At 73.9% G+C, this 22,793-nt stretch carries 19 protein-coding genes; 11 read left to right on the top strand and 8 right to left on the bottom strand.

The features are described from left to right. Positions 1-64: 64 nt before the first annotated feature. The 3 genes from pssA to moeA all read right to left on the bottom strand — a co-directional run bounded on the left by pssA (position 65) and on the right by moeA (position 3,566). A complete protein-coding gene (gene pssA, locus JOF36_RS05745; RefSeq protein WP_210025375.1) occupies positions 65-1,072 on the bottom strand; it encodes a CDP-diacylglycerol--serine O-phosphatidyltransferase in 1,008 nt (335 codons plus the stop codon). Positions 1,073-1,077: 5 nt separating this feature from the next. Continuing rightward, a complete protein-coding gene (locus JOF36_RS05740; RefSeq protein ID WP_210025374.1) occupies positions 1,078-1,806 on the bottom strand; it encodes a phosphatidylserine decarboxylase in 729 nt (242 codons plus the stop codon). 521 nt (positions 1,807-2,327) lie between these two features. Then, complete coding sequence (gene moeA, locus JOF36_RS05735; protein WP_210025373.1) at positions 2,328-3,566, bottom strand: molybdopterin molybdotransferase MoeA; 1,239 nt, start codon at positions 3,564-3,566, stop codon at positions 2,328-2,330. A gap of 227 nt (positions 3,567-3,793) precedes the next feature. Between moeA and groL the strand changes: the two genes are divergently transcribed. Next, on the top strand, positions 3,794-5,422 hold the full coding sequence (gene groL / locus JOF36_RS05730; RefSeq protein WP_210025372.1) for a chaperonin GroEL: 1,629 nt from the start codon (positions 3,794-3,796) through the stop codon (positions 5,420-5,422). Between the two features lie 159 nt (positions 5,423-5,581). Here the strand turns inward: groL and JOF36_RS05725 are convergent, their stop codons facing one another. Together JOF36_RS05725 and JOF36_RS05720 are read right to left on the bottom strand one after the other, a co-directional pair. Further along, a complete protein-coding gene (locus tag JOF36_RS05725) occupies positions 5,582-5,932 on the bottom strand; it encodes a PspC domain-containing protein (protein ID WP_210025371.1) in 351 nt (116 codons plus the stop codon). A 116-nt stretch (positions 5,933-6,048) separates the two neighbouring features. Further along, positions 6,049-7,710 (bottom strand): DNA repair helicase XPB, encoded by a 1,662-nt coding sequence (locus tag JOF36_RS05720; RefSeq protein WP_210025370.1) that lies wholly within the window; start codon positions 7,708-7,710, stop codon positions 6,049-6,051. A gap of 444 nt (positions 7,711-8,154) precedes the next feature. Between JOF36_RS05720 and JOF36_RS39995 the strand changes: the two genes are divergently transcribed. The 4 genes from JOF36_RS39995 (at position 8,155) to JOF36_RS05700 (ending at position 14,866) form a co-directional block, all read left to right on the top strand. Continuing rightward, positions 8,155-13,110, top strand: a complete 4,956-nt coding sequence (locus tag JOF36_RS39995; RefSeq protein WP_210025369.1) for a nitrate- and nitrite sensing domain-containing protein — start codon at positions 8,155-8,157, stop codon at positions 13,108-13,110. Continuing rightward, positions 13,107-13,535, top strand: a complete 429-nt coding sequence (locus JOF36_RS05710) for a roadblock/LC7 domain-containing protein (RefSeq protein WP_210025368.1) — start codon at positions 13,107-13,109, stop codon at positions 13,533-13,535. The genes JOF36_RS39995 and JOF36_RS05710 overlap by 4 nt, the downstream gene beginning before the upstream one ends. Positions 13,536-13,602: 67 nt before the next feature. Next, positions 13,603-14,268, top strand: coding sequence for a DUF742 domain-containing protein (locus tag JOF36_RS39990; protein ID WP_210025367.1), 666 nt, complete (start codon positions 13,603-13,605; stop codon positions 14,266-14,268). Between the two features lie 46 nt (positions 14,269-14,314). After that, on the top strand, positions 14,315-14,866 hold the full coding sequence (locus JOF36_RS05700) for a GTP-binding protein (protein ID WP_210025366.1): 552 nt from the start codon (positions 14,315-14,317) through the stop codon (positions 14,864-14,866). Positions 14,867-14,882: 16 nt separating this feature from the next. Here the strand turns inward: JOF36_RS05700 and JOF36_RS05695 are convergent, their stop codons facing one another. Further along, on the bottom strand, positions 14,883-17,168 hold the full coding sequence (locus JOF36_RS05695) for a helicase-associated domain-containing protein (protein ID WP_210025365.1): 2,286 nt from the start codon (positions 17,166-17,168) through the stop codon (positions 14,883-14,885). Positions 17,169-17,292: 124 nt separating this feature from the next. On the opposite strand from JOF36_RS05695, the gene JOF36_RS05690 reads away from it, so the two are divergent. Next, the gene (locus JOF36_RS05690) at positions 17,293-17,475 is read left to right on the top strand and encodes a hypothetical protein (protein WP_210025364.1); all 183 of its coding nucleotides are present in this window, start codon (positions 17,293-17,295) and stop codon (positions 17,473-17,475) included. Between the two features lie 2 nt (positions 17,476-17,477). Then, positions 17,478-18,080 carry a nucleotidyltransferase family protein gene (locus tag JOF36_RS05685; RefSeq protein WP_210025363.1) on the top strand — a complete coding sequence of 201 codons (603 nt, stop codon included), beginning with the start codon at positions 17,478-17,480 and terminating at the stop codon, positions 18,078-18,080. A gap of 92 nt (positions 18,081-18,172) precedes the next feature. Here JOF36_RS05685 and JOF36_RS05680 read toward each other — a convergent pair whose 3' ends face one another. After that, positions 18,173-18,778 (bottom strand): LysM peptidoglycan-binding domain-containing protein, encoded by a 606-nt coding sequence (locus JOF36_RS05680; protein WP_210025362.1) that lies wholly within the window; start codon positions 18,776-18,778, stop codon positions 18,173-18,175. 452 nt (positions 18,779-19,230) lie between these two features. On the opposite strand from JOF36_RS05680, the gene moaC reads away from it, so the two are divergent. The 3 genes from moaC to JOF36_RS40730 are packed head-to-tail and all read left to right on the top strand — an operon-like array spanning position 19,231 to position 20,644. Next, complete coding sequence (gene moaC, locus JOF36_RS05675) at positions 19,231-19,728, top strand: cyclic pyranopterin monophosphate synthase MoaC (protein ID WP_210025361.1); 498 nt, start codon at positions 19,231-19,233, stop codon at positions 19,726-19,728. Next, positions 19,725-20,207, top strand: coding sequence for a MogA/MoaB family molybdenum cofactor biosynthesis protein (locus JOF36_RS40735; protein WP_210025360.1), 483 nt, complete (start codon positions 19,725-19,727; stop codon positions 20,205-20,207). The genes moaC and JOF36_RS40735 overlap by 4 nt, the downstream gene beginning before the upstream one ends. Further along, a complete protein-coding gene (locus JOF36_RS40730; RefSeq protein WP_210025359.1) occupies positions 20,204-20,644 on the top strand; it encodes a molybdenum cofactor biosynthesis protein MoaE in 441 nt (146 codons plus the stop codon). The genes JOF36_RS40735 and JOF36_RS40730 overlap by 4 nt, the downstream gene beginning before the upstream one ends. Positions 20,645-20,778: 134 nt before the next feature. On the opposite strand, the gene JOF36_RS05660 is transcribed toward JOF36_RS40730, so the two are convergent. Then, positions 20,779-21,342, bottom strand: coding sequence for a LysM peptidoglycan-binding domain-containing protein (locus JOF36_RS05660; protein WP_210025358.1), 564 nt, complete (start codon positions 21,340-21,342; stop codon positions 20,779-20,781). 528 nt (positions 21,343-21,870) lie between these two features. Between JOF36_RS05660 and JOF36_RS05655 the strand changes: the two genes are divergently transcribed. After that, the gene (locus JOF36_RS05655) at positions 21,871-22,788 is read left to right on the top strand and encodes an AAA family ATPase (RefSeq protein WP_210025357.1); all 918 of its coding nucleotides are present in this window, start codon (positions 21,871-21,873) and stop codon (positions 22,786-22,788) included. Positions 22,789-22,793: the final 5 nt, after the last annotated feature.

Here is a 22,793-nt window from a genome sequence, read left to right as displayed (position 1 = left end):
GCCCAGCGCGGGGCGGGCCCAGCGCGGGGGCGGGCCCAGCGGGGGGCCCAGCGCAGGCGCGGGCTCAGCGGCGGCGCAGGCCGAGGCGGCGTCCGGATCCGCGGGGGGCGGGGGCCACGCCCGGGCCGCGGGCGGCGGCGCGCCGGTTCGCGTCGTTCTCCCGGCGCGCGGCACCCTCCGGGTCCAGCCTGCGGCGCACGCCCCGGGCCATCGCGCCCGCCCGGCCCGCGACCCGGCGGCGCAGCGGCGGGCGCAGGCCCAGCTGCCTCGCCGAACGGGCGGCGCGGGCGACGGCGCGGCGCTGGCGCACCGGCACGTCCCACGCCTCGGGATGGCGGGCCAGCCAGCGGTAGCGATAGGCGGTGTAGGGCAGCAGCAGCAGGTAACCGGCACCGGCGATCGTGATGCCGAGGAACGGCACGGTGAACAGCACGGCGACGATCACGGCCACCCCCACCAGCAGCGGGGCGATGGCACGCTGCGGCACCCGGACCGTCTTGAGCGACACCGTCGGGATCCGGCTCACCATCAGCCCGGCGGTGACCAGCGCCCAGGCTGCGACCAGCGGCTCGGCCGACCACCAGCCCGCGCCGAAGTGCAGCCACAGGTAGAGCGGGATCCCGGCGGTCATCGCGGCCGCGGGAGCCGGGACGCCGATGAAGAACTCCCGGGCGAACGGTGGGGCGCTGTCGTCGTCGATCAGGGTGTTGAACCGGGCCAGGCGCAGCGCCATGCACACCGCGAAGACGAGCGCCACGACCCAGCCGGACCGGGTGTCCTCGAACGCCCAGATGTAGATCACCAGCGCGGGGGCGACACCGAACGAGACCAGGTCGGCCAGCGAGTCCAGCTCGGCCCCGATCCGGCTGGACGCGTCCAGCAGGCGGGCCAGCCCACCGTCCAGCGCGTCGCACAGTGCCGCCGCGAGGACGGCGCCGATCGCGAGGTCGAAGCGGTTCTGCAGGGCGAAGTAGACGGCCGAGAGCCCGGCGCACAGGTTGAGGACGGTGACCGCGTTGGGCAGCAGCCGCACGCTTGCGGGATACCCGTTCGCCGGACGACCGATCCCCATCCCGGTCAGCCCTCCACCGAGCGCGGGGCTCGCAGCTGTTCCGGTGCGATGCCGAGCACCGTCTCCGCACCGACCGTGCGCTGCCCGGGCCGGACCAGCGGCTCCGTCCCGGGGGGCAGGTAGGTGTCGACACGGGACCCGAAGCGGATCAGCCCGAACCGCTCGCCTGCCGCGACCTCGTCGCCGTCGGCCAGCGGGCAGACGATCCGGCGGGCCAGCAGCCCGGCGATCTGCACGACACCGATCCGCACACCGTCCGGGCGCACGAAGGTCAGCGCGTTGCGCTCGTTGTCCTCGCTGGCCTTGTCGAGGTCGGCGGAGAGGAACGTCCCGGGCAGGTACCGCACGGCGGCGACCCGACCGTGCACCGGCACCCACTGGACGTGCACGTCCAGCACCGTCAGGAACACCGAGATCCTGGTGTGCGGCCGGCGCTCCAGATCCAGGTCGGCCGGGGGGACGACGTCGGTGACGCTCGCGACGACGCCGTCGGCCGGGGCCAGGACCGCGTCGGTGCGCAGTGGCGGCGTCCGTGCGGGGTCCCGGAAGAACAGGGCGGTGGCCGCGGTGGCCAGCAGGCCGGGCAGCGTGCCGCGGCCACTGAGGGCCCGGACACCGGCGGCGGCGAGCGCGACCCCCGCGACGATCGGCCGCCCTCCCGGGTGCATCGGCGGTATCGCGTCCCGGACCAGTCGGACGATGTGGGTAGGCGAGGTCCCGGTTCCTTCGGCCATAACGGGTCGTCGGCTCCTGATGCTCCGGTTAAGGGATCGCCACGCTACGCGGGCACCGGATGAGCACGACCGGCGGGACGACCGGGACACGCCGCAGGGCGTTCCGTTCCCGCATCCGGCGCCGGGCGGCTGGCACGATCACGGCTCAGGCAGAAAAAGGGCCGGGGCCGTCGTCCCCCGAGACGACGACCCCGGCCTTGGAACCGCTCGTCCGCTCCCCAGCGACGGGCGGTGGGTCTGTGCTGCTAAAGGGTTTTACCCCCTCGCGAACAAAAGTATTCCTCCCCGACGACCGGCAGTCCAGATCACAGCCGATGTCGACCCTGATCTACCTCTTTCGGCCGAACGGGCACCCAGGTAGACGTTGCGCGGGGTGAACCTGTTGCCCCCTTTGCCTGTGAAACAGGTCACACCTTCAGCCCAGCCGCGGCGCCATGCGGGTGATGGCCTTGTCGCACAGTGCTTCCGCTCGCGGACGCCGATGCTACCGCTCACCGCGGCACGGGCTCGGCCAGAGCTTCTCAGGCCTCCAGGAGCCAGACGGCGACCGGCTGCCCGTCCGCCACCGACGTGGTCTCCGCGGACAGGTCGATCAGGCAGTCCGCCCGCGCCAGGGCCGCGATCAGGTGCGATCCGGTCGACCCGATCTCGCCGACCGTGCCCGTGGCCGCGTCCAGCACGCCGCGGCGGAACTGGCGTTTCCCGGCGGGCGACGCCAGCTCGCCCGCCAGCCGGGCGGTGACCACCGGGCGCCCCGGCGCGGGATGCCCCATTGCGGCACGCAGGGCGGGCCGGACGAACACCTCGAACGACACCAGCGCGCTGACCGGGTTGCCCGGGAGCGTCGCCACCGCCACCGTCGCGCCGCCCAGCTCGAGGCGCCCGCAGCCCTGCGGCCCGCCCGGCTGCATGGCGACCTTGCCGAACTCGACGCCGTGCCCGGTCATCGCGTCCTTGACGACCTCGTAGGCGCCGGCGCTGACCCCGCCGGAGGTGATGACGAGATCGACACCGTCCGACACCCTGTCCGCCAGTACCGCGCGGAAGCGCTCGACGTCGTCCGGCACGAAGGAGAGCTGCTCCGCGGTCGCGCCGGCCTCCCGGACCGCGACGGCCAGCATCGTCCCGTTCGACTCGTAGATCTGACCGGGCTCCAGCGGGTCACCGGGGGCGACCAGCTCGGAGCCGGTCGAGAGCACCAGGACGTGCGGGCGGCGGCGGACCGGGAGCACCGGCCGTCCCACCGCGGACGCCAGGCCGATCTGCGGGGCGCCCAGCACCGTCCCCGCGGTCAGCAGCACCGCGCCGGCCGTCGTGTCCTCGCCGGCGCGCCGCACGAACGCGCCCGGCTCCGGGGCCGCGCCGATCCGGACCCGTTCGGTGCCGGCGTCGGTCCGTTCGACCGGGACGATCGCGTCGGCACCCTCGGGGACCGGCGCGCCGGTCATGATCCGCGCGACGGTGCCCGGCTCCAGTGCCGGGACGTCGGTGCGGCCGGCAGGCACGTCGGCGGCGACCGGGAACTCGCGCGGCGCGTCCTCGGACGCACCGGCGAGCTCGGCGGCGCGGACCGCGTAGCCGTCCATCGCGGAGTTGTCGAACGGGGGCAGCGCGACACCCGCGGTCAGGTCCTCGGCCAGCACCCGCCCGCTCGCCTCGGCGAGGGGCACCGTCTCGATGCCGGTCGGGGGCAGCAGGGCGGCCACCGCCGCGGCGTGCTGCTCGACGGTGCGCGGACCGGCCTCCGACCAGGTACTCATGCCACCATCCTGCCCGCGCGCCGCGCCGGCCCGCGCGGCACCCGCACCCCGCCCCGCTCGCTTGCACTCGGCACGGGCGAGTGCTAGAAACGGGCTGAGCATCCACTGGCACTCGTGTCCGTGGAGTGCCAGATCGGGTCGGTGAGGCCGGCGCAGGGTAGCCGGTCGTCCGTCGCGGGCACCGCATCCGATCTCACGACTCACCTCTATCGGAGGGCAACACCCCCATGGCGAAGCAGATCGCGTTCGACGAGGAGGCCCGCCGGGGCCTCGAGCGGGGCATGAACACCCTCGCCGACGCCGTCAAGGTGACGCTGGGCCCGAAGGGCCGCAACGTCGTCCTGGAGAAGAAGTGGGGCGCGCCGACCATCACCAACGACGGCGTGTCGATCGCCAAGGAGATCGAGCTCGAGGACTCCTGGGAGAAGATCGGCGCCGAGCTGGTGAAGGAGGTCGCCAAGAAGACCGACGACATCGCCGGTGACGGCACCACCACCGCCACCGTGCTGGCCCAGGCGCTGGTCCGCGAGGGCCTGCGCAACGTGGCCGCCGGCGCGAACCCGATGTCCCTCAAGCGGGGCATCGAGAAGGCCACCGAGGCCGTCTCCCAGGCGCTGCTGAAGAGCGCCAAGGAGGTCGAGACCAAGGAGCAGATCGCCGCCACCGCGTCGATCTCCGCCGCCGACAAGCAGATCGGCGAGCTCATCGCCGAGTCGATGGACAAGGTCGGCAAGGAAGGCGTCATCACGGTCGAGGAGTCGCAGACCTTCGGGCTCGAACTCGAGCTCACCGAGGGCATGCGCTTCGACAAGGGCTACATCTCGCCCTACTTCGTGACCGACGCCGAGCGGATGGAGGTCGAGCTCGAGGACCCGTACATCCTGCTCGTCTCCTCGAAGATCTCGACCGTCAAGGACCTGCTCCCGCTGCTGGAGAAGGTCATGCAGTCGGGCAAGCCGCTGGCGATCATCTCCGAGGACGTCGAGGGCGAGGCCCTGGCCACCCTGGTCGTCAACAAGATCCGTGGCACCTTCAAGTCCGTCGCCGTCAAGGCCCCGGGCTTCGGTGACCGCCGCGAGGCGATGCTGGCCGACATGGCCATCCTCACCGGCGGCGAGGTCATCTCGGAGAAGGTCGGCCTCAAGCTGGACACCGCCGACCTGTCGCTGCTGGGCACCGCCCGCAAGGTCGTCGTGACCAAGGACGAGACCACCATCGTCGACGGCGCCGGTGACGCCGACCAGATCGCCGGTCGGGTCAACCAGATCCGCGCCGAGATCGAGCGCACCGACTCCGACTACGACCGCGAGAAGCTCCAGGAGCGCCTCGCCAAGCTGGCCGGCGGCGTCGCCGTCATCAAGGCCGGCGCGGCCACCGAGGTCGAGCTCAAGGAGCGCAAGCACCGCATCGAGGACGCCGTTCGCAACGCGAAGGCGGCCGTCGAGGAGGGCATCGTCGCCGGCGGCGGCGTCGCCCTGATCCAGGCCGGTGCGGGCCTGTTCGAGGGCCTCGGCCTGGACGGTGACGAGGCCACCGGCGCGAACATCGTCAAGGTCGCGCTCGAGGCCCCGCTCAAGCAGATCGCCATCAACGCCGGCCTCGAGGGCGGCGTCGTGGCGGAGAAGGTCCGCAACCTGCCGACCGGTGAGGGCCTCGACGCCGCCACCGGCGAGTACAAGGACCTGATCAAGGCCGGCATCATCGACCCGGCCAAGGTGACCCGCTCGGCGCTGCAGAACGCGGCCTCGATCGCGGCCCTGTTCCTCACCACCGAGGCGGTCATCGCCGACAAGCCGGAGAAGGGCGGCGGCGCCCCCGCCGACCCGACCGGCGGCATGGGCGGCATGGACTTCTGATCTCCTGATCAGGGTCGGCTCCCAGCCACCCAGCACCACCCGCGGGGGCGGTACCGGTTCGCCGGTGCCGCCCCTGCGGCGCGTCACGGGCCCGTCCCGCGGCGCGGCCCGTCACCCCTCGAGACGAACCACGCCGGCGCCCCGGCGACCCGACGAATCTCAGCCGGCCGGGGCGATCACCCAGGCGGCCAGGTAGACCAGGGCGGCGGCACCACCGGTGACCAGGGTCAGCGCCAGCACGGCGATCCGGAGCAGGGCGACGTCGATCCCCAGGTCGACGGCCAGCCCGCCGCAGACCCCGCCGAGCATCTTGTCGGTGGTGCTGCGCCGCAGCCGGTAGGACGAGAGCCGGTCCGCGATCCCGGGCGAGGCCGGTCCCTGCGAGGGAGGCCCCTGCGTGGCCGGGCCCGGCGACACGGGGTCGGCGCCCGGGACCTGGGTGGTCGCCTCGTCGGCGCCCGGAGCGGGGGCCGAGGTGGCGGAGGTGGCGTTCTGCGCTGCGATGTCCATGTACCAAGGCTGTCCCGCGGCGGGCCCCGGGACCTCGGGATCGCCCCGGAGACCGACCCCGAACCGCTGGGGCCCGGGTCAGGGGCCGGCCCTCGCTCAGCCCTGGTGCTCCGTCATCAGCCCGCGTCGGGCAGTGCCGGTCCGAGGAGGTCGTCGGCGTCGACGATCCGGTAGGCGTAGCCCTGCTCGGCCAGAAACCGCTGCCGGTGCGCGGCGTAGTCGGTGTCGACCGTGTCCCGCGAGACGACCGAGTAGAAGTGTGCCTGCCGCCCGTCGGACTTGGGCCGCAACAGCCGCCCCAGCCGCTGCGCCTCCTCCTGCCGGGACCCGAACGTGCCGCTGACCTGCACCGCGACCGTCGCCTCCGGCAGGTCGATGGAGAAGTTGGCCACCTTCGACACGACGAGCCGGTCGATCTCGCCGTTGCGGAAGGCCTCGAACAGCTTCTCCCGCTCCTTGTTGCGGGTGGAACCCTGCACGATCGGCGCGTCGAGCTTCTCGCCGAGCGCCTCCAGCTGCTCCAGGTAGGCACCGATCACCAGGGTCTGCTCACCCTTGTGCCGGTCCAGGATCGCCTGCACCACGTTCAGCTTGGTGTGGGCCGTCGCCGCGGCGCGGTAGCGCTCCTCGGACTCGACGGTGGCGTAGGCCATCCGCTCCGCGTCGGTCAGCGTCACGCGCACCTCGATGCACTCCGCAGGCGCGATCCAGCCCTGGGCCTCGATGTCGCGCCACGGGGCGTCGTAGCGCTTCGGGCCGATCAGCGAGAACACGTCGCCCTCGCGGCCGTCCTCCCGGACCAGGGTCGCGGTCAGGCCGAGCCGCCGCCGGGACTGCAGGTCCGCCGTCATCCGGAACACGGGGGCGGGCAGCAGGTGGACCTCGTCGTAGATGACCAGGCCCCAGTCCCGCGAGTCGAACAGCTCCAGGTGCTTGTACTCACCCTTCGTCCTGCGGGTGACGACCTGGTAGGTGGCGATGGTGACCGGGCGGATCTCCTTCTTCTCGCCCGAGTACTCGCCGATCTCCTCCTCGGTCAGCGACGTCCGCGCGATCAGCTCGCGCTTCCACTGCCGCCCCGAGACGGTGTTGGTCACCAGGATCAGCGTGGTGGCACCGGCCCTGGCCATCGCCGCCGCACCGACCAGGGTCTTCCCCGCGCCGCACGGCAGCACGACGACGCCGGAACCGCCCTCCCAGAACCCGTCGACGGCCTGGCGCTGGTAGTCCCGCAGCTGCCAGCTGTCCTGCTCCAGCTCGATCGAGTGCGCCTCGCCGTCGACGTAGCCTGCGAGGTCCTCCGCGGGCCAGCCGACCTTGAGCAGCGACTGCTTGAGCCGCCCGCGCTCGGACGGGTGGACGACGACGGTGTCGTCGTCGATCCGCGCCCCGAGCATGGGAGTGATCTTCTTCTGGCGGAGGATCTCCTCCAGGACCGCGCGGTCCAGCGCGGTCAGCACGAGACCGTGTGCGGGGTCGTGGGACAGCTGCAGCCTGCCGTAGCGGCCCATGGTGTCGACGACGTCGACGAGCAGGGGCTGCGGCACCGGGTACCGGGACCAGCGGACGAGCGCGTCGACGACCTGCTCGGCGTCGTGCCCCGCGGCGCGTGCGTTCCACAGCGCCAGCGGCGTCACCCGGTAGGTGTGGACGTGCTCCGGTGCCCGTTCGAGTTCGGCGAACGGGGCGATCGCCGCGCGCGCCTGTCCCGCTTCGGGATGTTCGACCTCCAGCAGGAGGGTCTTGTCGGATTGCACGATCAGTGGACCGTCGGTCACGGAACGAATCCCTTCGACGCCGGTGAGCTGTGCCGGACGGGCCCGCCGGACGACGAGCCGAGACGAGCGGTCGACGTGTGTCACATCACGTGACTGCGACGTGAGGGCCGCTACGCCACTCGGGACAGGCCCGTTCCGGGGGCTAGACTCCTGAGCCGTCCGTCACGCACAGACGAGACCTTGCCCGATCATATCCGCCCGACTCCCCCGGGACGCGGCAACCGTCGCCCCGTGTCGGCGCGGAGTGGTCGAACGGGTCCGTCGTGACCCCGAAAGGCGCACCGGACAGCTGATGCTCCCCCTCGTCGACACCACACGGCCGGGCCGACCGCCCGCCGCCCGCCGGGAACACCCCGGAGCGACCGTGCCGACGGCTCCGGGTGCACCGGCCGTGCCGATCGCGCTGCCCGTGTCCGGACCGGAGACCGACAGGGAGACCTCGCCGTGACCACCGTGACCAGCACGGAACGCCCGAGCACCCTCTCGGAGCGACTCGACCCGCGGAACTGGAGCCTGGTCGCCAAACTGGCGGTCGTCGGGCTGGTGCCGACGGTGCTCGCCCTGAGCATCGGTGCGATCAGAGTCGTCGAGCAGGCCAACGTGGCCGAGGAGCTGGGTCGCGGCAGCGGCCTGGTGGACGTCCACCGTCAGATCGACACGCTGACCGGGGCACTGCAGGCCGAGCGGGACGCCGCCGTCACCTTCGTGGCCGGGAACCGGCAGGGCGACCGCGCTTCCGTCGATCAGGCGCAGGCGGCGACCGACACCGCGGTGCGCGACACGACCGCGCAGCTGGACACCGCCCAGGAGCAGGAACCGCAGCTCGCCACGGCCCGCCAGCAGGCGGAGGCGACGCTGGGGCAGCTGCCCGAGATCCGGTCGCAGGTGGTGGCGGGGCCTGCCCCCGCGACGGACGTGACCGGCCGCTACACCACGGTCGTCGAGCGGGCGCTCGGCCTGGACCGGGCACTGGTCGGCCGGCTGCAGACCGCCGACACGGCCGGTCTGACCACCGCTCTCGGCGCCGGGGCGAACGCCCGCGAGGCACTCGAGCTCGAACGCACGGTGATCAACGGCGCGATCGCCGCCGGCCGGTGGGACGAAGCCCAGCGGGCGCAGGTGACCGGCGCCGAGGCCTCGTTCCAGGCCGCCGCGGACGACTTCCGGTCGTCGCTGCTCCCGGAGCAGGCCGAGGCCTTCGGCGACTTCGCCGCCGGGCCGGTGAACGCGGAGCGCAACAGCCTGCGTGACCAGGCCCTGGCCGCACCCGTCGGCGCGGCCCTGTCGATCGACCCGGTGGCCTGGAACGGCGCCGTGGACCGCTCGACGCAGGCGGTCGGCTCGTCGACCCGGGCCGCCGAGCAGGCGTTCACGGACGGCCGGGCGGCCGCCGCCGAGGAGGCGGGCAACACCGCGGGCCTGAACTCGGTGCTGCTGATGCTGACGCTGCTGCTCACCGGTGGGATCATCCTGCTGCTGGGCCGGCAGATGGTCCGTTCGCTGCGCCTGCTGCGCAGCTCGGCGCTGGAGGTCGCGGAGCGCAAGCTGCCGGCGGCCGTGCAGTCCATGCGCTCCGGTCAGGCCCCCAACGCGCTCGTCGAGCCGGTGCCGCTGGACAGCCGGGACGAGATCGGTGAGGTGGCCCGGGCGTTCGACGCCGTGCACGGTCAGGCGATCCGCTTGGCGGCCGACCAGGCCGCGCTGCAGCAGAACGTCAACAGCATGTTCGTCAACCTCTCCCGGCGCTCCCAGGCCCTGGTCGAGCGGCAGCTGCAGCTGATCGAGGAGCTGGAGAGCAACGAGCAGGACCCGGACCAGCTGTCCAACCTGTTCCAGCTGGACCACCTCGCCACCCGTATGCGGCGTAACAGCGAGAACCTGCTGGTCCTCGCCGGCACCGACCTCGCCAAGCGGAACGTGGCGCCGGTGCAGGTCGTGGACGTGCTCCGCGCCGCCGTGTCCGAGGTCGAGCAGTACCAGCGGGTGATCGTGCAGACCCCGCCGTCCGCGACGATCGCCGGCCGGGCCGCGAACGACCTCGTCCACCTGCTGGCCGAGCTGCTGGACAACGCGACCAACTTCTCGCCGCCGGACTCGCAGGTCGTCATGTCGACGACCCGTACGGCCGACGAGTCGCTGCTGATCGAGATCTCCGACCGCGGTGTCGGGATGACCGACATCGAGCTGGTGGACGCCAACCAGCGCCTCTCCGGCCCGGCCGAGGTCGACGTGTCCGCGTCGCGGCGGATGGGCCTGTTCGTGGTCGGCCGGCTGTCGACCCGGCACCGGGTCGGCGTGCGGCTGGCCTCGGCGGCGGTCGGCGGCGGTACGGGTGGCCTGAGCGCGTCGGTGACGGTGCCGCCGCACCTGGTCCCGTCCGCGCAGCTGCCCGAGCAGCGGCGCGACGGTGGCGCGGGCGCCCCGATGCAGGGCGGTCCGGCACAGCGTGGTCCGGCGCAGGGCGGTCCCGCCCAGGGTGCTCCGGCGCAGGGTGGCCCGGCGCTTCCGCAGCGGTCGCAGGCCGCACCGGCGCTGTTCACCCCGGAGGGGCCGACCGGCCCGGAGGGCGACGCGCCCTCGCGCAGCGCCGCGGTCAACGGCACCGAACGGAGCGGCTCGCTGCCATCGCTGGTGGCCGGCTCCGACGGGCCGGCGACCCCCACGTTCGAGACCGGCACCACCGCCACCGGCACCGGCGGTGCGCGGAACGGTTCGGCGGCCGCGCTGCCCACCCGCACGCCCGGATCAGCACTGCGCCGAAACGCACCCGGCGATGCGCCGAACGGACAGGAAGCCTCGGCGAACGGAGTCGCCCCGGGAGGCCTGCAGGCGTTCGCGCCGTCCCGCGACGGCGCCGACCCGGACGACCGCACCCCGGCCGACGTCTTCACCCCGGCGGACGACACCGGTTCGACCGGGACCGGCGCCGACGGGCCCGGGACCGGCGGTGACGCTCGAGGTACCGGCGGATCCGCGCAGGGACCGGACGCCTTCCGGGCCAGGCCCGGCACATCCGGCCCCGACACATCCGGCCCCGGCGGCGACGACACCGGCGAGCCCGACCACACCGGCGAGAGCGACCACACCGGCGAGGCCGAGGAGACCGGTGAGGCCGGCCCCGATGCTCCGGAGGACTCCGACGGACCCGCCCCCGCCACGACGGGAGCCATCGGCGGGATCGCCGCCGCGCTCGGGCTCGCGCGCTCCGGCACCGACCGGCAGGGATCGTCCGCCGACCGCGAGATGGACGACACCGTCGTCATGGGCGCCGCGGTCGACGACGACCCGTCGACCGGCGACGAGCCGGCACGGGCGGACCTGACCACCGGTACGGACGCGGGCGCCGACCCGCGGTCGCCCGAGGACGCCCTGTCCCCCGGGACCGCGCAGGACCCCGACAGCGCCCGGACCGCCGACGGTGCCCGCACGACTGACGAGGCACGGACCGCCGGGAGTTCACGGACCCCGGCCGACGCGCAGGCCGCGACAGGCACCCGGACCGGCGAGAGCCCCCGAGCCGGCGAGGACACCCAGGCCGCCGACGGCACGGACCGCACGGCCCGCACCGACGACACTGCTCGCACCGACGGCACCGCTCGCACCGACAGCACGACCGGCCCCGACAGCACGGACGGCACGGACGGCACGGCCAGCACGGACGGCGCCACCACCGCAGGACCAGCCGACCGGCGGCCCGGCGAGGGTGGTCCGGCCGACCGGCCGGACACGACCGCCACGGACGCCGCGCCGCAGACCGACCGGACAGCATCCGCCGACTCCACCGGCCCCGCCGGCCGGATGGGGGCTGTCGCCCCGGCAGCGGCCGACACCGCCGCCGGCACCAGCGGCACCGACACTGCCGCCGCCGACGACAAGCACGAGGACAAGGCAGCCGACAAGGCCGGCACGACCGCCACCGCAGCCGCGGCGGCCGCTGCCGCAGGCACCGCCGCCCTCGCCGGGGCCACCGCAGCCGGCAGCACCGCCGACCGCACCGGATCCGACGAGACCGACGCGGCCCCGGACGACACGGACGCCGCCGCCGCCGCCGAGCCCGGCCGGACCGGCATCAACGGGACCGGCACCACCGGGACCGGCGCCACCGGATTCGGCGTCGTCAGGACCGGCGCCGTCGGAACCGGCACCGCACGGACCGACGCTGCCCGGACCGATACCCCCTGGGCCGACACCGCCCGGACCGGATCGGACCGGACCGGTTCCGACGAGGCCGGGGAGACCGGGGTCCCCGAGGTCAACGGGGAGACCGGTGAGATCACCAGGATCGGCGCGGAGACGGACTCCGCTCCGGACCCCGGCACGGACGACGCGAGCGACTCCCCGGCCCCCGGCGGCAGCACCACCGACACCGCGGACGCCGGCACGGAGAGCACCGACACCACGACCGCCGCCTTCCCGTCGATCCGGCCCTCCGGCCGGGAGCCGATGGGTGGACCGCCCCGTGCGAACGGCACCAGGCCCGGGCCCGCCCCACGCCCGGTGATGCCGGGCGGCCAGGGCCCATCACGCGGACCGGCTCCGCTGCCGACCCGTCGCCCGGGCACCGGCTCGCAGGAGCCCGGCCTGCCCCAGCGGGCCCCGGGCGGTGCCCTCGGGCAGCCGCCGTCGCCCGGCCCGAACGGCGCTCCGGCTCCGAACGGGACCCCGGCCCCGAACGGCAGCCCGGCTCCCCTGCCCAAGCGGCAGGTACCGGTCCGGGGCGCCGCCGGTCGGCCGGCGCAGGCCGCTGCTCCCGGTCAGTCGCAGGAGGAGCTGTTCGCGCCGAAGGTCCCCGTCGAGGGCGACCGCGGCCAGCTCCGCCGCCCCGGCGGGCTGGAGTCGGCCCGCGCGCAGGACGACTTCGACATGGGCCAGACCACGCCGATCTTCGACGACATCGCGTCGGCGTGGTTCCGGTCGAACCGCTCGGTCCCGGTCCGCTGGCAGGACGGTCGTCCCGCGCAGGCCGCCGGCCCCGCTGCTCCCGAACAGGGGGCATCGGAGGCGTCCGCGTCCTCGGTGAGCACGACCGAGGACGGTGCTCGGGACCAGGGCTTCGCCTCACCCGCCGACGAGGTGTGGCGCCAGGCCCGCGAGGCCGCCGGCGACGACGCCGGAAGCGTCCGTCCGGACGAGACGACCCAGGCCGGTCTGCCCAAGCGACGCCCGCGGGCGCGACTGCTCCCGGGCAGTGCGGCAGGATCCACCGTGCTCAGTCCACCGCCGACCGGGGAGCCGCGCGACGCCGAGACCGTGCGCGGCCGGCTCGCCAGCTACCAGCAAGGCGTCCGCCAGGGCCGGGAGAGCGCCGCCGGACGGCAGCGCACCTCCCGTACCACCATGGACGGCACCCCCGAGCCGTCCGACCGACCGAACTCGTCCCACCCTGAGGAGAACCAGTGAGGGCACCGCAGGCACAGCCGAGCCAGAGCCGTTTCGGCTGGCTGGTCACCAACTTCGCCGAGCGCGTCCCAGGCGTCGCGCACGCGATCGTGGTGTCGGCCGACGGGCTACTGCTGACCGCGTCGGACCGGCTCCCCCGCGACCGCGCCGATCAGCTGGCAGCGGTCGCATCGGGCCTCATCAGCCTGACCCAGGGCGCTGCCCGCTGTTTCGACGCGGGCGGTGTGGTGCAGACCGTCGTGGAGATGGACCGTGGGATCGTGCTGCTGATGTCCATCAGCGACGGCTCCTGCCTGGCGGTGCTCTCGTCGCCGAGCTGCGACATCGGCCTCGTCGGCTACGAGATGACGCTGCTGGTCGACCGGGTGGGCCAGCTGCTGACCCCGGAGCTGCGCGCCGAGCTGCAGGGTTCCTTCGGGCCCTGAGCCCGGTGGCCGGAGCCGGTAGCCTCATGCACCCCATCCGAGGATCGACCAGAGCGGGTGAGATCCGATGACCCAGGACCCGGGCGACTCGGGCCCCGAGCCGACCTTCGCCGACGTCATGAACGGGTTCAGCCTGGACTCGAGGCGCAAGCCCAAGAAGCGGCGGTGGGGGCGCAACCAGGACGCCGACGCGGACCCGGCCGGGCCGCCGCCGGCGGGCCGGGCGGCTCCGCCACCCGCGCCACCCGCTCCGGTCGAGATGACCGGCCCGATCAGCGGGTCGGCGGCCTACGGGCTGCCGCCCACACCGTCCGAGCGCGAGGCAGTGCAGCCGCCGCCCGGCCCCGGTGGACCCCCTGCGGCAGCGGCGCCGCACCCTCCGGCCGCGGGCGGGGCCGCCTCCGTGCGGCCCTATGCATGGACCCGCGGCCGGACCAAGTCGGGCTACGAGCTGGCCGTCGAGACCCTGGTCTCGGTCAGCAACCGGGCCCGCAGCCAGCTGGAACGGCTGCCGATGGAGCACCGCTCCGTCGCCGATCTCCTGCTCGAGCAGACCCGCTCGGTCGCCGAGGTCGCGGCGTTGCTGTCGCTCCCCCTGGGCGTGGCCCGGGTGCTGCTCGGGGACATGGCCTCGACCGGCACGGTGACCGTTCACCAGACCGCGAGCACTCCCGGCAGCGTGCCGGACCTCGCGCTGATGGAAAGGGTGTTGAGTGGACTCCGTCGGCTCTAGGCCACAGCCGCCCCAAACCGCTGCCGCTCCGGCCCGGACGGCCACGATGTCGGCCAAGATCGTGGTGGCCGGCGGGTTCGGGGTCGGTAAGACCACGTTCGTCGGGTCGGTCTCGGAGATCATGCCGCTGACCACCGAGGCCGTGATGACCGAGGCGAGCTCGTCGCACGACGACCTCTCGGCCACCCCCAACAAGCGGTCGACGACGGTCGCGATGGACTTCGGTCGCGTCTCGCTGGACTCCGACCTGGTGCTCTACCTGTTCGGTACCCCCGGCCAGCAGCGCTTCTGGTTCATGTGGGACGACCTGGTCCGCGGCGCGATCGGCGCCGTCATCCTGGTCGACACCCGCCGGCTCGCGGACTCGTTCGCGGCGATCGACTTCTTCGAGGACCGCAACCTGCCCTACGTGGTGGGCGTGAACGCGTTCGACGGGCACCTGCAGCACGGCCTGGAGGACGTGCGCGAGGCGATGTCGATCGACCCGGCGGTCCCGATGGTGGTGTGCGACGCCCGGCACCGGCAGTCGACGAAGGAGACGCTGATCGCACTGGTGCAGCACGCCATGCACCAGCGGATGGCTGCCGGCGCCCGCTGACCGCGGGCCCGGTGGCTCAGCCGGAGCGGTCCTCCACCGGCGCGATCGAGGTGATCCGGTGCAGCTGGATCCGGCGGAGCTCGCCGTCGAGCGCGTCCCGGCCCTCGACGACGCCGGCGCCGACCGAGGTGGGCTCCAGTACCCGGTCCCCGGCCACGCCGTGCGCGTCGACATAACCGATCCAGATCGTGCGGCCCTCACGGACCGCCGCCTGCAGCGACGCCAGGTTGCCGGTGGACCCCGGCGACTCGCGCCGGCCTGCGACGCTGCGCCGTACCCCGGCCAGGGCGTCCCCGGCCCGCAGCCGCTCCACCAGCTCGTCGGTCCGGTCGGCGGGTCCGGCGGGTCCGGCGGACGTGGTGCGGACGCTCGCCCCACGCCGGCGCGGCTCGGCCCGCCTGCCCTTGGCGTTCAGGTCGAGCACCGCACCACCGGCGTCCTCGGCCGCCGGGCTGAACCCGGCGGAGCGCAACCCGTCGAGCACCTCGGCCAGCGGGAGCGCGCTCACCATCACCGTGGGCGCGATCCGGCGGAGCCCCAGCTCCGTGGCCACGTGGTGGACGAGCACCTCGGAGAGCAGCACCTCGTCGTCGGACCGCAGGAAACAGGACACGGCACCGCCACGCAGCCGGCCGTGCCGACGGGCGACGTCGTCGACCAGGTAGGTCAGTGTCTGCGGGACCGGGGTGCGGGAGCGCGCCTCGAGGAACTCGCGGACGCCCTCGGCGGTGCGGCCGGTGTCCAGCGCCCGGCGCAGGCTCCGCTCGGTGAACCGGTAGACCGTCGCCCCGCCCGCGGACTCCACGTCGGCCAGGACCGACAGCTCGTGCGCGAGATCGGCCGACAGCCGGCCGGGTGCGACGGCGGTGAGGTCGGCCTGCAGCAGGATCTCCTCGACCGGGGCGGGCAGCGCCGCATGCAGCGCGGCGGCGACCTCGGTCGGGTTCCGGGCGTCGCGGGTCGCGGGGTCGAGCAACAGCCGGCCGGCCGTGGTGAGCGCGTCGAGGGCGACGACGCCGATCGTGGTCGCCTCGGCAACGGTCCAGCCCACCATCTCGTCGCGCAGCCGTCCGCCCCGTCGCGGGGCCGCCCAGGCCAGCACCCGCGCCAGGTCCTCGGCCGAACCGATCGCGGTGCCGTCGGGGAGGTCGGCGAGGGTCTGCAGGATCCGGCGCCGGTCCCGCGGGGCGGTCGGGCGGCGCGGGCCGTCGGACAGCGCGGTGATCGGCTTGTCCGTGTCGTCGCGGCCGCCGACGAGACCGGACAGCCGCGGCAGCTCCAGCCAGGTCCGCGCCAGTACCGCCCAGCGCGACTCCTCGGGCCCCGCCGCCCACACGTCGGCGTTCGGGGTGGGCAGCCACTGCGGCGTGCCCGAGTCGGTCTCACCGATCAGGTCGGCGGCGGACAGGACCTCCAGGACCAGCGCGGCGGTGGCCTCGTCGGTGTCCGCCTCCTTCGCGGCGCGGCGCAGCTCCCGGACCCCGAAGCCGCCGGAGCGGAGCACCGCAGGCGCGTCGGTCTCCAGGAACTCCAGTACCAGGTCCACCCGGCGCAGGAACTCCAGCGCCGCACCGGCCCCGGTGCCGTCCACCCGGGCCGGCTCGCGCTCACGCATCAGGACGTCCGGGCGGGCCACGTCGAGCCGGCCCATCGGCCGGTCCCCGCGCAGTGCGACCGCCACCTGCCGGGGCAGCTCGACGGTCTCCTGGTCGCGGGGCAGGAGCAGGCCCTTCGCCACGAGCGCGCCCACCGGGCCGGAGCCGTCGGCGGCGCCGCGCGAGCGCCCGATCGGCGGGCCCGGGGCGAGCACGTCGAGCACCTTGCGCTCCTCGTCGGTGACGCCGGCGAGCAGGGTGCCGAGCTCGGAGGTCGCGGCGGCACCGGTGGCCTCCCGGCCCAGACCGGCCGGCATGGGCCCGACCACCTCGGTGGCCGCCGGGACGACGGCCAGGGCCTCGTCCGGGCCCCAGGCCAGCGCCCGGGCGCGCAGCGCGCGCAGCCCCTGGGTGAAGGTCGCCTCGTCCACATCCGGGCCGAGCCACCAGCGGGGGCCGCACGCGGCCGTCGAACCGTCCACCGGCCCCCGGTCCGCCCCGGACAGCACCAGGGCCTCCAGCACGGTCAGCGACACGGTGCTGAGCTCCTCGCACGCGCGCTGCACCGACGCCCGGATGGAGGCCCGGGTGGCCAGCACCGTGAGATCGGCGGGCGGGGGGACGGCGAGGTCCGGACGCGCACGGAGCAGCGCGGCGAGGAACCCGTCGTCCTGCTCGCGCAGCCACTCGACCAGGGACGTATGCACCGCGACCAGGGTAGTCGGGTGGTCCGTGACGCACCGGGCCGGACAGGCCCACGGCCGTCCGGGATACTGGGGTGGACACCGCCCCCGGCGCTGCGCAGCCGGACGACGATGCTGGAGGAACCCGATGGCGTCCAAGCCCGCCAACACCGACCGGATCGACCCGCACTACTCGCAGCTGCCGGACGGCGAGCACCCGGTCACCGAGCTCCTGGGGAACGTGCAGGGGAACATGTCGCCGTTCGGCGACGTCGACTTCCCGGTGGCCAGCGTGCCGTACGAGCACCCGGTCACCGAGATCAACCGCTGACCGTGGTCGCGGGTCTGCTCCTCGCCGGAGGCGCCGGGCGCCGCATGGGCACCCCGAAGGCGCTGGTACGGCTGCACGGCGAGCCACTGGCCGTGCGGGCGGTGAAGGCACTGCAGGCGGGTGGCTGCGGCCCCGTCACCGTGGTGCTCGGCGCCCGCGCCGACGACGTCACCGACGTCCTGCGCAGTGCGGGTCTGGGAACCACCGGCAGTGATGTCGGCGTGGTCGTCGCCGAGGACTGGGACGAGGGCATGGGCGCGTCGCTGCGCCGCGGCCTGGGGGCGTTGGCCCACCTGCCCGGGACCGGGGCGGCGCTGGTGCATCTCGTGGACCTGCCGGGCGTGGGCCCGGAGGCCATCGCCCGGGTCACCGAGGGCGCGCTGCACTCGTCGTTGCGGCGGGCCGCCTACGACGGCGTACCCGGACACCCGGTGCTGATCGGCCGGGACCACTGGTCCGGCGTGGTGGGCATCTCCACCGGCGACGCCGGGGCCCGCGGCTACCTCGCCGGCCGGTCGGACGTCGAGCTCGTCGAATGCGGTGACGTCGCCGATCCCGACGACGTCGACACCCCCGCCCAGCTCCGGCGCCTCGCAGGGGCCTGACACCCGGTTCCTGCCCGGACGCACGCATGTGCCCCGGCTCCCTTCACCAGGGGGCCGGGGCACACGCGTGCGGGAGCCCGATCACGATCGGGTCAGACGTTGATGACCTGACCCGGGTGGATCATCTGCCCGGCGCCGAGGCCCGGGTTCTTGGCGAGCAGGTTCTTCCAGTGACCGGCACCGTTCGCGGCGGCGATCTTGCCGAGGGTGTCGCCGGACTTGACCGTGTAGGTCGAGCCGGACGAGGCCGCCGGGGCGCTCAGCTTCACGCGCTCGGGAGCCTGGCTGCCGGCGTCGCGCTCGACGGTGCGCGGCGTGGAGGAACCGGACGCGCCGGTCTTCTTGGAGCAGGACGGCCAGGCGTTCCAGCCCTGCTTGGCCAGCACCTTCTCCGCGACGGCGATCTGCTCGGCGCGGGTCGCCTGGCTCGCGGAGGAGGCGTACTCGCCACCGCCGAAGGCCTTCCAGGTGCTCGGGCTGAACTGCAGCCCACCCTCGTAGCCGTTGCCGGTGTCGGCCGCCCAGTTCCCGGTGCTCTCGCACTGCGCGAGACTGTCCCAGGTGGAGTCGCTGGCGGCGTTGGCGGCCGGGACGATCGCGATCATCGGGGCGCCGAGGACGGCGCCGGCGACGGCGGTCCGGGCGATCGTGCGGCCGGCGGTGCTGGGTTTGCGGTGCTTCCCGCGGTATCGAGCCATGGCTGGGTCTCCCGCGTGGCGCGTCCCGGCTGCGCTCGGGGAGAGAGCGCGCGTCCGGTGGCCGGGGAGTGGCCACCGATCAGCCTTTCGGCCGGTCCTGTCCCACGTAGTACCTCGGGGGCCGGTGGCCGCCGGACAGGGAGCGCTGCGGCACCGGAGCCCGTCCGCATTGGGGGAGTCGGCCGGGCTGCAGACGAAGGTAGAACACGTCTCGACGACGGGAAAGTGGGCGACGACACGGCGCGGCGCGGCGACTTCTGTGCACATCAAGATCGAATAAACTGTTTCCGCTGGTCATTGCCGACGATAACGAAGCGAATACGGACGCCGAAACACTGTGTTTCATTGCATAAACGTGATACAGATCACACTCTTGCTCTCACTCGGAGGTGCCGGAGCACCCGCCGGAGCACCACCCGGTGCACGCGCACCGGCCGTATAGGGTCGTCGGTGTGAGTACCGAGCTCAGCCACGTCGACGAGGCCGGGGCCGCCCGCATGGTGGACGTCTCGGAGAAGCAGCCCGGCCCCCGGGCCGCGGTGGCGACCGGCGTCCTGCACACCACCGCCGAGGTGGTGCGGTTGCTGCAGTCCGACGGCCTGCCCAAGGGCGACGCGCTGGCGACCGCCCGGATCGCCGGGATCATGGGCGCCAAGCGCACGCCCGACCTGGTTCCGCTCTGCCACCCGATCGCGATCAGCGGGGTCACCGTCGATCTCGAGCCGGCCGCCGACGGGGACACCGGCCGGATCACCATCCGGGCCGAGGTGCGGACCACCGACCGCACGGGCGTCGAGATGGAGGCGCTGACCTCGGTCGCCGTCGCCGGCCTCACCCTGCACGACATGATCAAGGCCGTCGACCCGGCCGCCGTGCTCGACGCCGTGCGGGTGGAGAGCAAGGACGGCGGAAAGACCGGGCGCTGGACGCGCCCCGAGGACCGGTCGTGAGCACCGACCGCAGCGCCCGGGTGATCACCGCGTCCAACCGGGCCGCCGCCGGTGTCTACGCCGACCGGGGCGGGCCGATCATCACCGGGTGGCTGCGCGACCGTGGCTACCGCACGCCCGACCCCGTCGTCGTCCCGGACGGCGACCCGGTCGGCGAGGCGCTGCGGGCCGCTGTCGCCGACGGCGTCGACGTCGTCGTCACCACCGGCGGAACCGGGATCTCCCCCACCGACGCCACCCCCGAGGTGACCCGCGCGGTCCTGGACCACGAGGTGCCGGGACTGGCCGACGCGATCCGGCGGGCCGGGGAGGACGCGGTCCCGACCGCGGTCCTGTCCCGCGGGGTCGCCGGGGTGGCCGGCCGGACCCTGGTCGTGAACCTGCCCGGATCGCCGGGCGGGGTCTCCGACGGGCTCGGCGTCCTCGATCGCGTACTCGGCCACGCCGTCGACCAGCTCCGTGGAGGCGACCACACATGACCGCTGCTGCGAAGGCCCTCGTCCTGCGGGCGGCGGTCGGCGAGGACGCCCTCGACGTCGACGAGCACGCCCGTCTCGTCGATCACGCCGCCGCCGGCGCCGTCGTCACGTTCGCCGGCGTGGTCCGGGACCACGACGGCGGCAAGGCGGTGCACGGCCTGGAGTACAGCGCGCACCCGACGGCCGGCCGGATCGTCGCCGAGGTGGCCGAGCAGGTCGCCGCGAACTCGCCCGGGGTCCGCGCGCTCGCGGTGAGCCACCGGGTCGGGCCGCTCGACATCGGCGAGGTCGCCCTGGCCTGCGCGGTCGCGGCCGAGCACCGGCAGGAGGCGTTCACCGCCTGCGCCGAGCTGGTCGACGAGGTGAAGCGACTGCTCCCGGTGTGGAAGCACCAGCGCTTCGCCGACGGCACCGACGAGTGGGTGAACTCGACCTGAGAGACGGAACGGCCCGGGACCTCCCCCTGCTGGGGAAGATCCCGGGCCGTCGTCCGCCGGGGCGGGTGCTGGGGACACCGCACGCCCCGCACCCGCTCACCCGGATGGCGGTCCGGGCGAGCGGGAGGAGCACGTCAGCGCAGCGTCAGGGACTGACCCACGCTGAGCGCGTCCGGGTTCGCCAGGCCGTTCAGCGAGGCCAGCTTCGACACCGACGTGCCGTTCGCCGAGGCGATCTTCGACAGGCTGTCGCCGGAGCGGACGGTGTACTGACCGCCGGCGGCCTTCTTCGGAGCGGCCTGCTGCGAGGCGGCCGGAGCCGACGCCTTGACCCGCTTGCCCGTGTCGGCCGAGTGGCCGGTGATCCCCAGCTTCTTGGAGCAGGACGGCCAGGCGTTCCAGCCCTGGGCCGCGAGGACGTTCTCGGCGACCGCGATCTGCTCGGAGCGGCTGGCGTTGCTCGCCGAACCGCTGCCGCCGAAGGCCTTCCAGGTCGACGGCGAGAACTGCAGGCCACCCTGGTAGCCGTTGCCCGTGTTGATCGACCAGTCGCCGCCGCTCTCGCACTGCGCGAGCTTGTCCCAGACACCGTCCGGGGCGGCACTGGCGGTACCGGTGAGCGCGGCCGTCGCACCGACCGCGACGATGCCCGCCGCAGCCACGCGCAGCAGACTTCGGCCCTTGCGTCCCTGAGTCATTGCTTCGCTCCCACCGCGCCGGCCCGATCGGTCACACGTCCGCGCAGTGGTCCCCCGGGCACAGGTGTGCCCGCCGTTCGCCGCGAAGCGTCGACCGGGACCGGGGAGCGACGTCCGTGACGCCCGCGGAGTGTTCTCTCTCGTCCCCGTCCCGTTCCGATTTCCTCGACGGACCGGGCTGCCGCAGGACGGGGGTCGTTCGGCGCGGCGGGCCCGGATGTTGGCTCGATCAGCTGGCCGCTCCGGTTCGGACCGGCCGACGAAAAATGTGAATGCAGGAAAAGAATTCGTCAAACACGGATTGGGTGAGCGGAATCACTGTTACATGCTTGTAATTATCAGTTGCTACTTAAAGGTGCTGGTCAACGGCGTCACATCACGGACGCATCACGCGGACATGAACATTTTTGAATCGGAAGGACACCGGCTCTCCCGGGCCCGCCGGCGGCGTCGGCGGCGCCCGATCGACCTCCCCGGAGGGGGCGGCTGAGGTGGCCCGCAACGCCGCTCGTCCGGCATGCTGGGTCGGTGAACCACTCCGCACCCACCGGTGCCTCGGGGGCCGGGCCCGGGAGCCCGGCCGAACTCGCCGAGGCGCTGCGCTCGACCGGCTACCTCGCCGACGACGGCCTCGCGACCGCGACCTTCCTGGCGATGCAGATGAACCGCCCGCTGTTCTGCGAGGGTGAGCCGGGCACCGGGAAGACGGCGCTGGCCCAGGCACTCGCCGAGACCCTCGGCGCCCCGCTGATCCGGCTGCAGTGCCACGACGGCATCGACGCGGGCCAGGCGCTCTACGACTGGGACTTCCCCCGCCAGCTGCTGCACCTGCGGGCGCTCGAGGCCGCCGCGGGCGTCAAGGGCTCCGGCCTGGACGCCGACATGGTCGAGGCCTCCCTCTACGACGAGCGCTTCCTGCTCGCGCGACCGATCCTGCGGGCGTTGCGCACCAGCCCGTCGGTGCTGCTGATCGACGAGATCGACCGCGCCGACGACGAGTTCGAGGCCTTCCTCCTCGAGGTGCTCACCGAGCACGCCGTCACCATCCCCGAGATCGGTGAGATCCGGGCGACGACGCCGCCGGTCGTCGTACTCACCTCCAACCGGACGCGTGAGGTGCACGACGCGCTGAAGCGCCGGTGCCTCTACCTGTGGCTCGAGCACCCCTCGATCGAGCGGGAGATCGAGATCCTGCACAGCAGGCTGCCCGAGGTCCCGGAGCGGCTCGCCGCCGCCGTCGCCCGGGCGGTCCAGAAGCTGCGGAACGCCGACCTGATCAAGCCGCCGGGCGTCGCGGAGACCCTGGACTGGGCGCGTGCCCTCATGCTCGTCGGTGCTCGTCACCTGGACACCGAGTCCGCCGCGCGCACCCTCGGCGCCGTGCTCAAGTACCGGGAGGACGCCGACCGCGTGCACTCCCAGCTCGACGCGCTGCTGGCGTCCTAGATCAC

The sequence above is a fragment of the Pseudonocardia parietis genome (genome assembly GCF_017876315.1).
GTDB classification, from domain to species: domain Bacteria; phylum Actinomycetota; class Actinomycetes; order Mycobacteriales; family Pseudonocardiaceae; genus Pseudonocardia; species Pseudonocardia parietis.
Note: the sequence above shows the minus strand (reverse complement) of the source record. Positions and strands in the feature narration are given on the sequence as shown.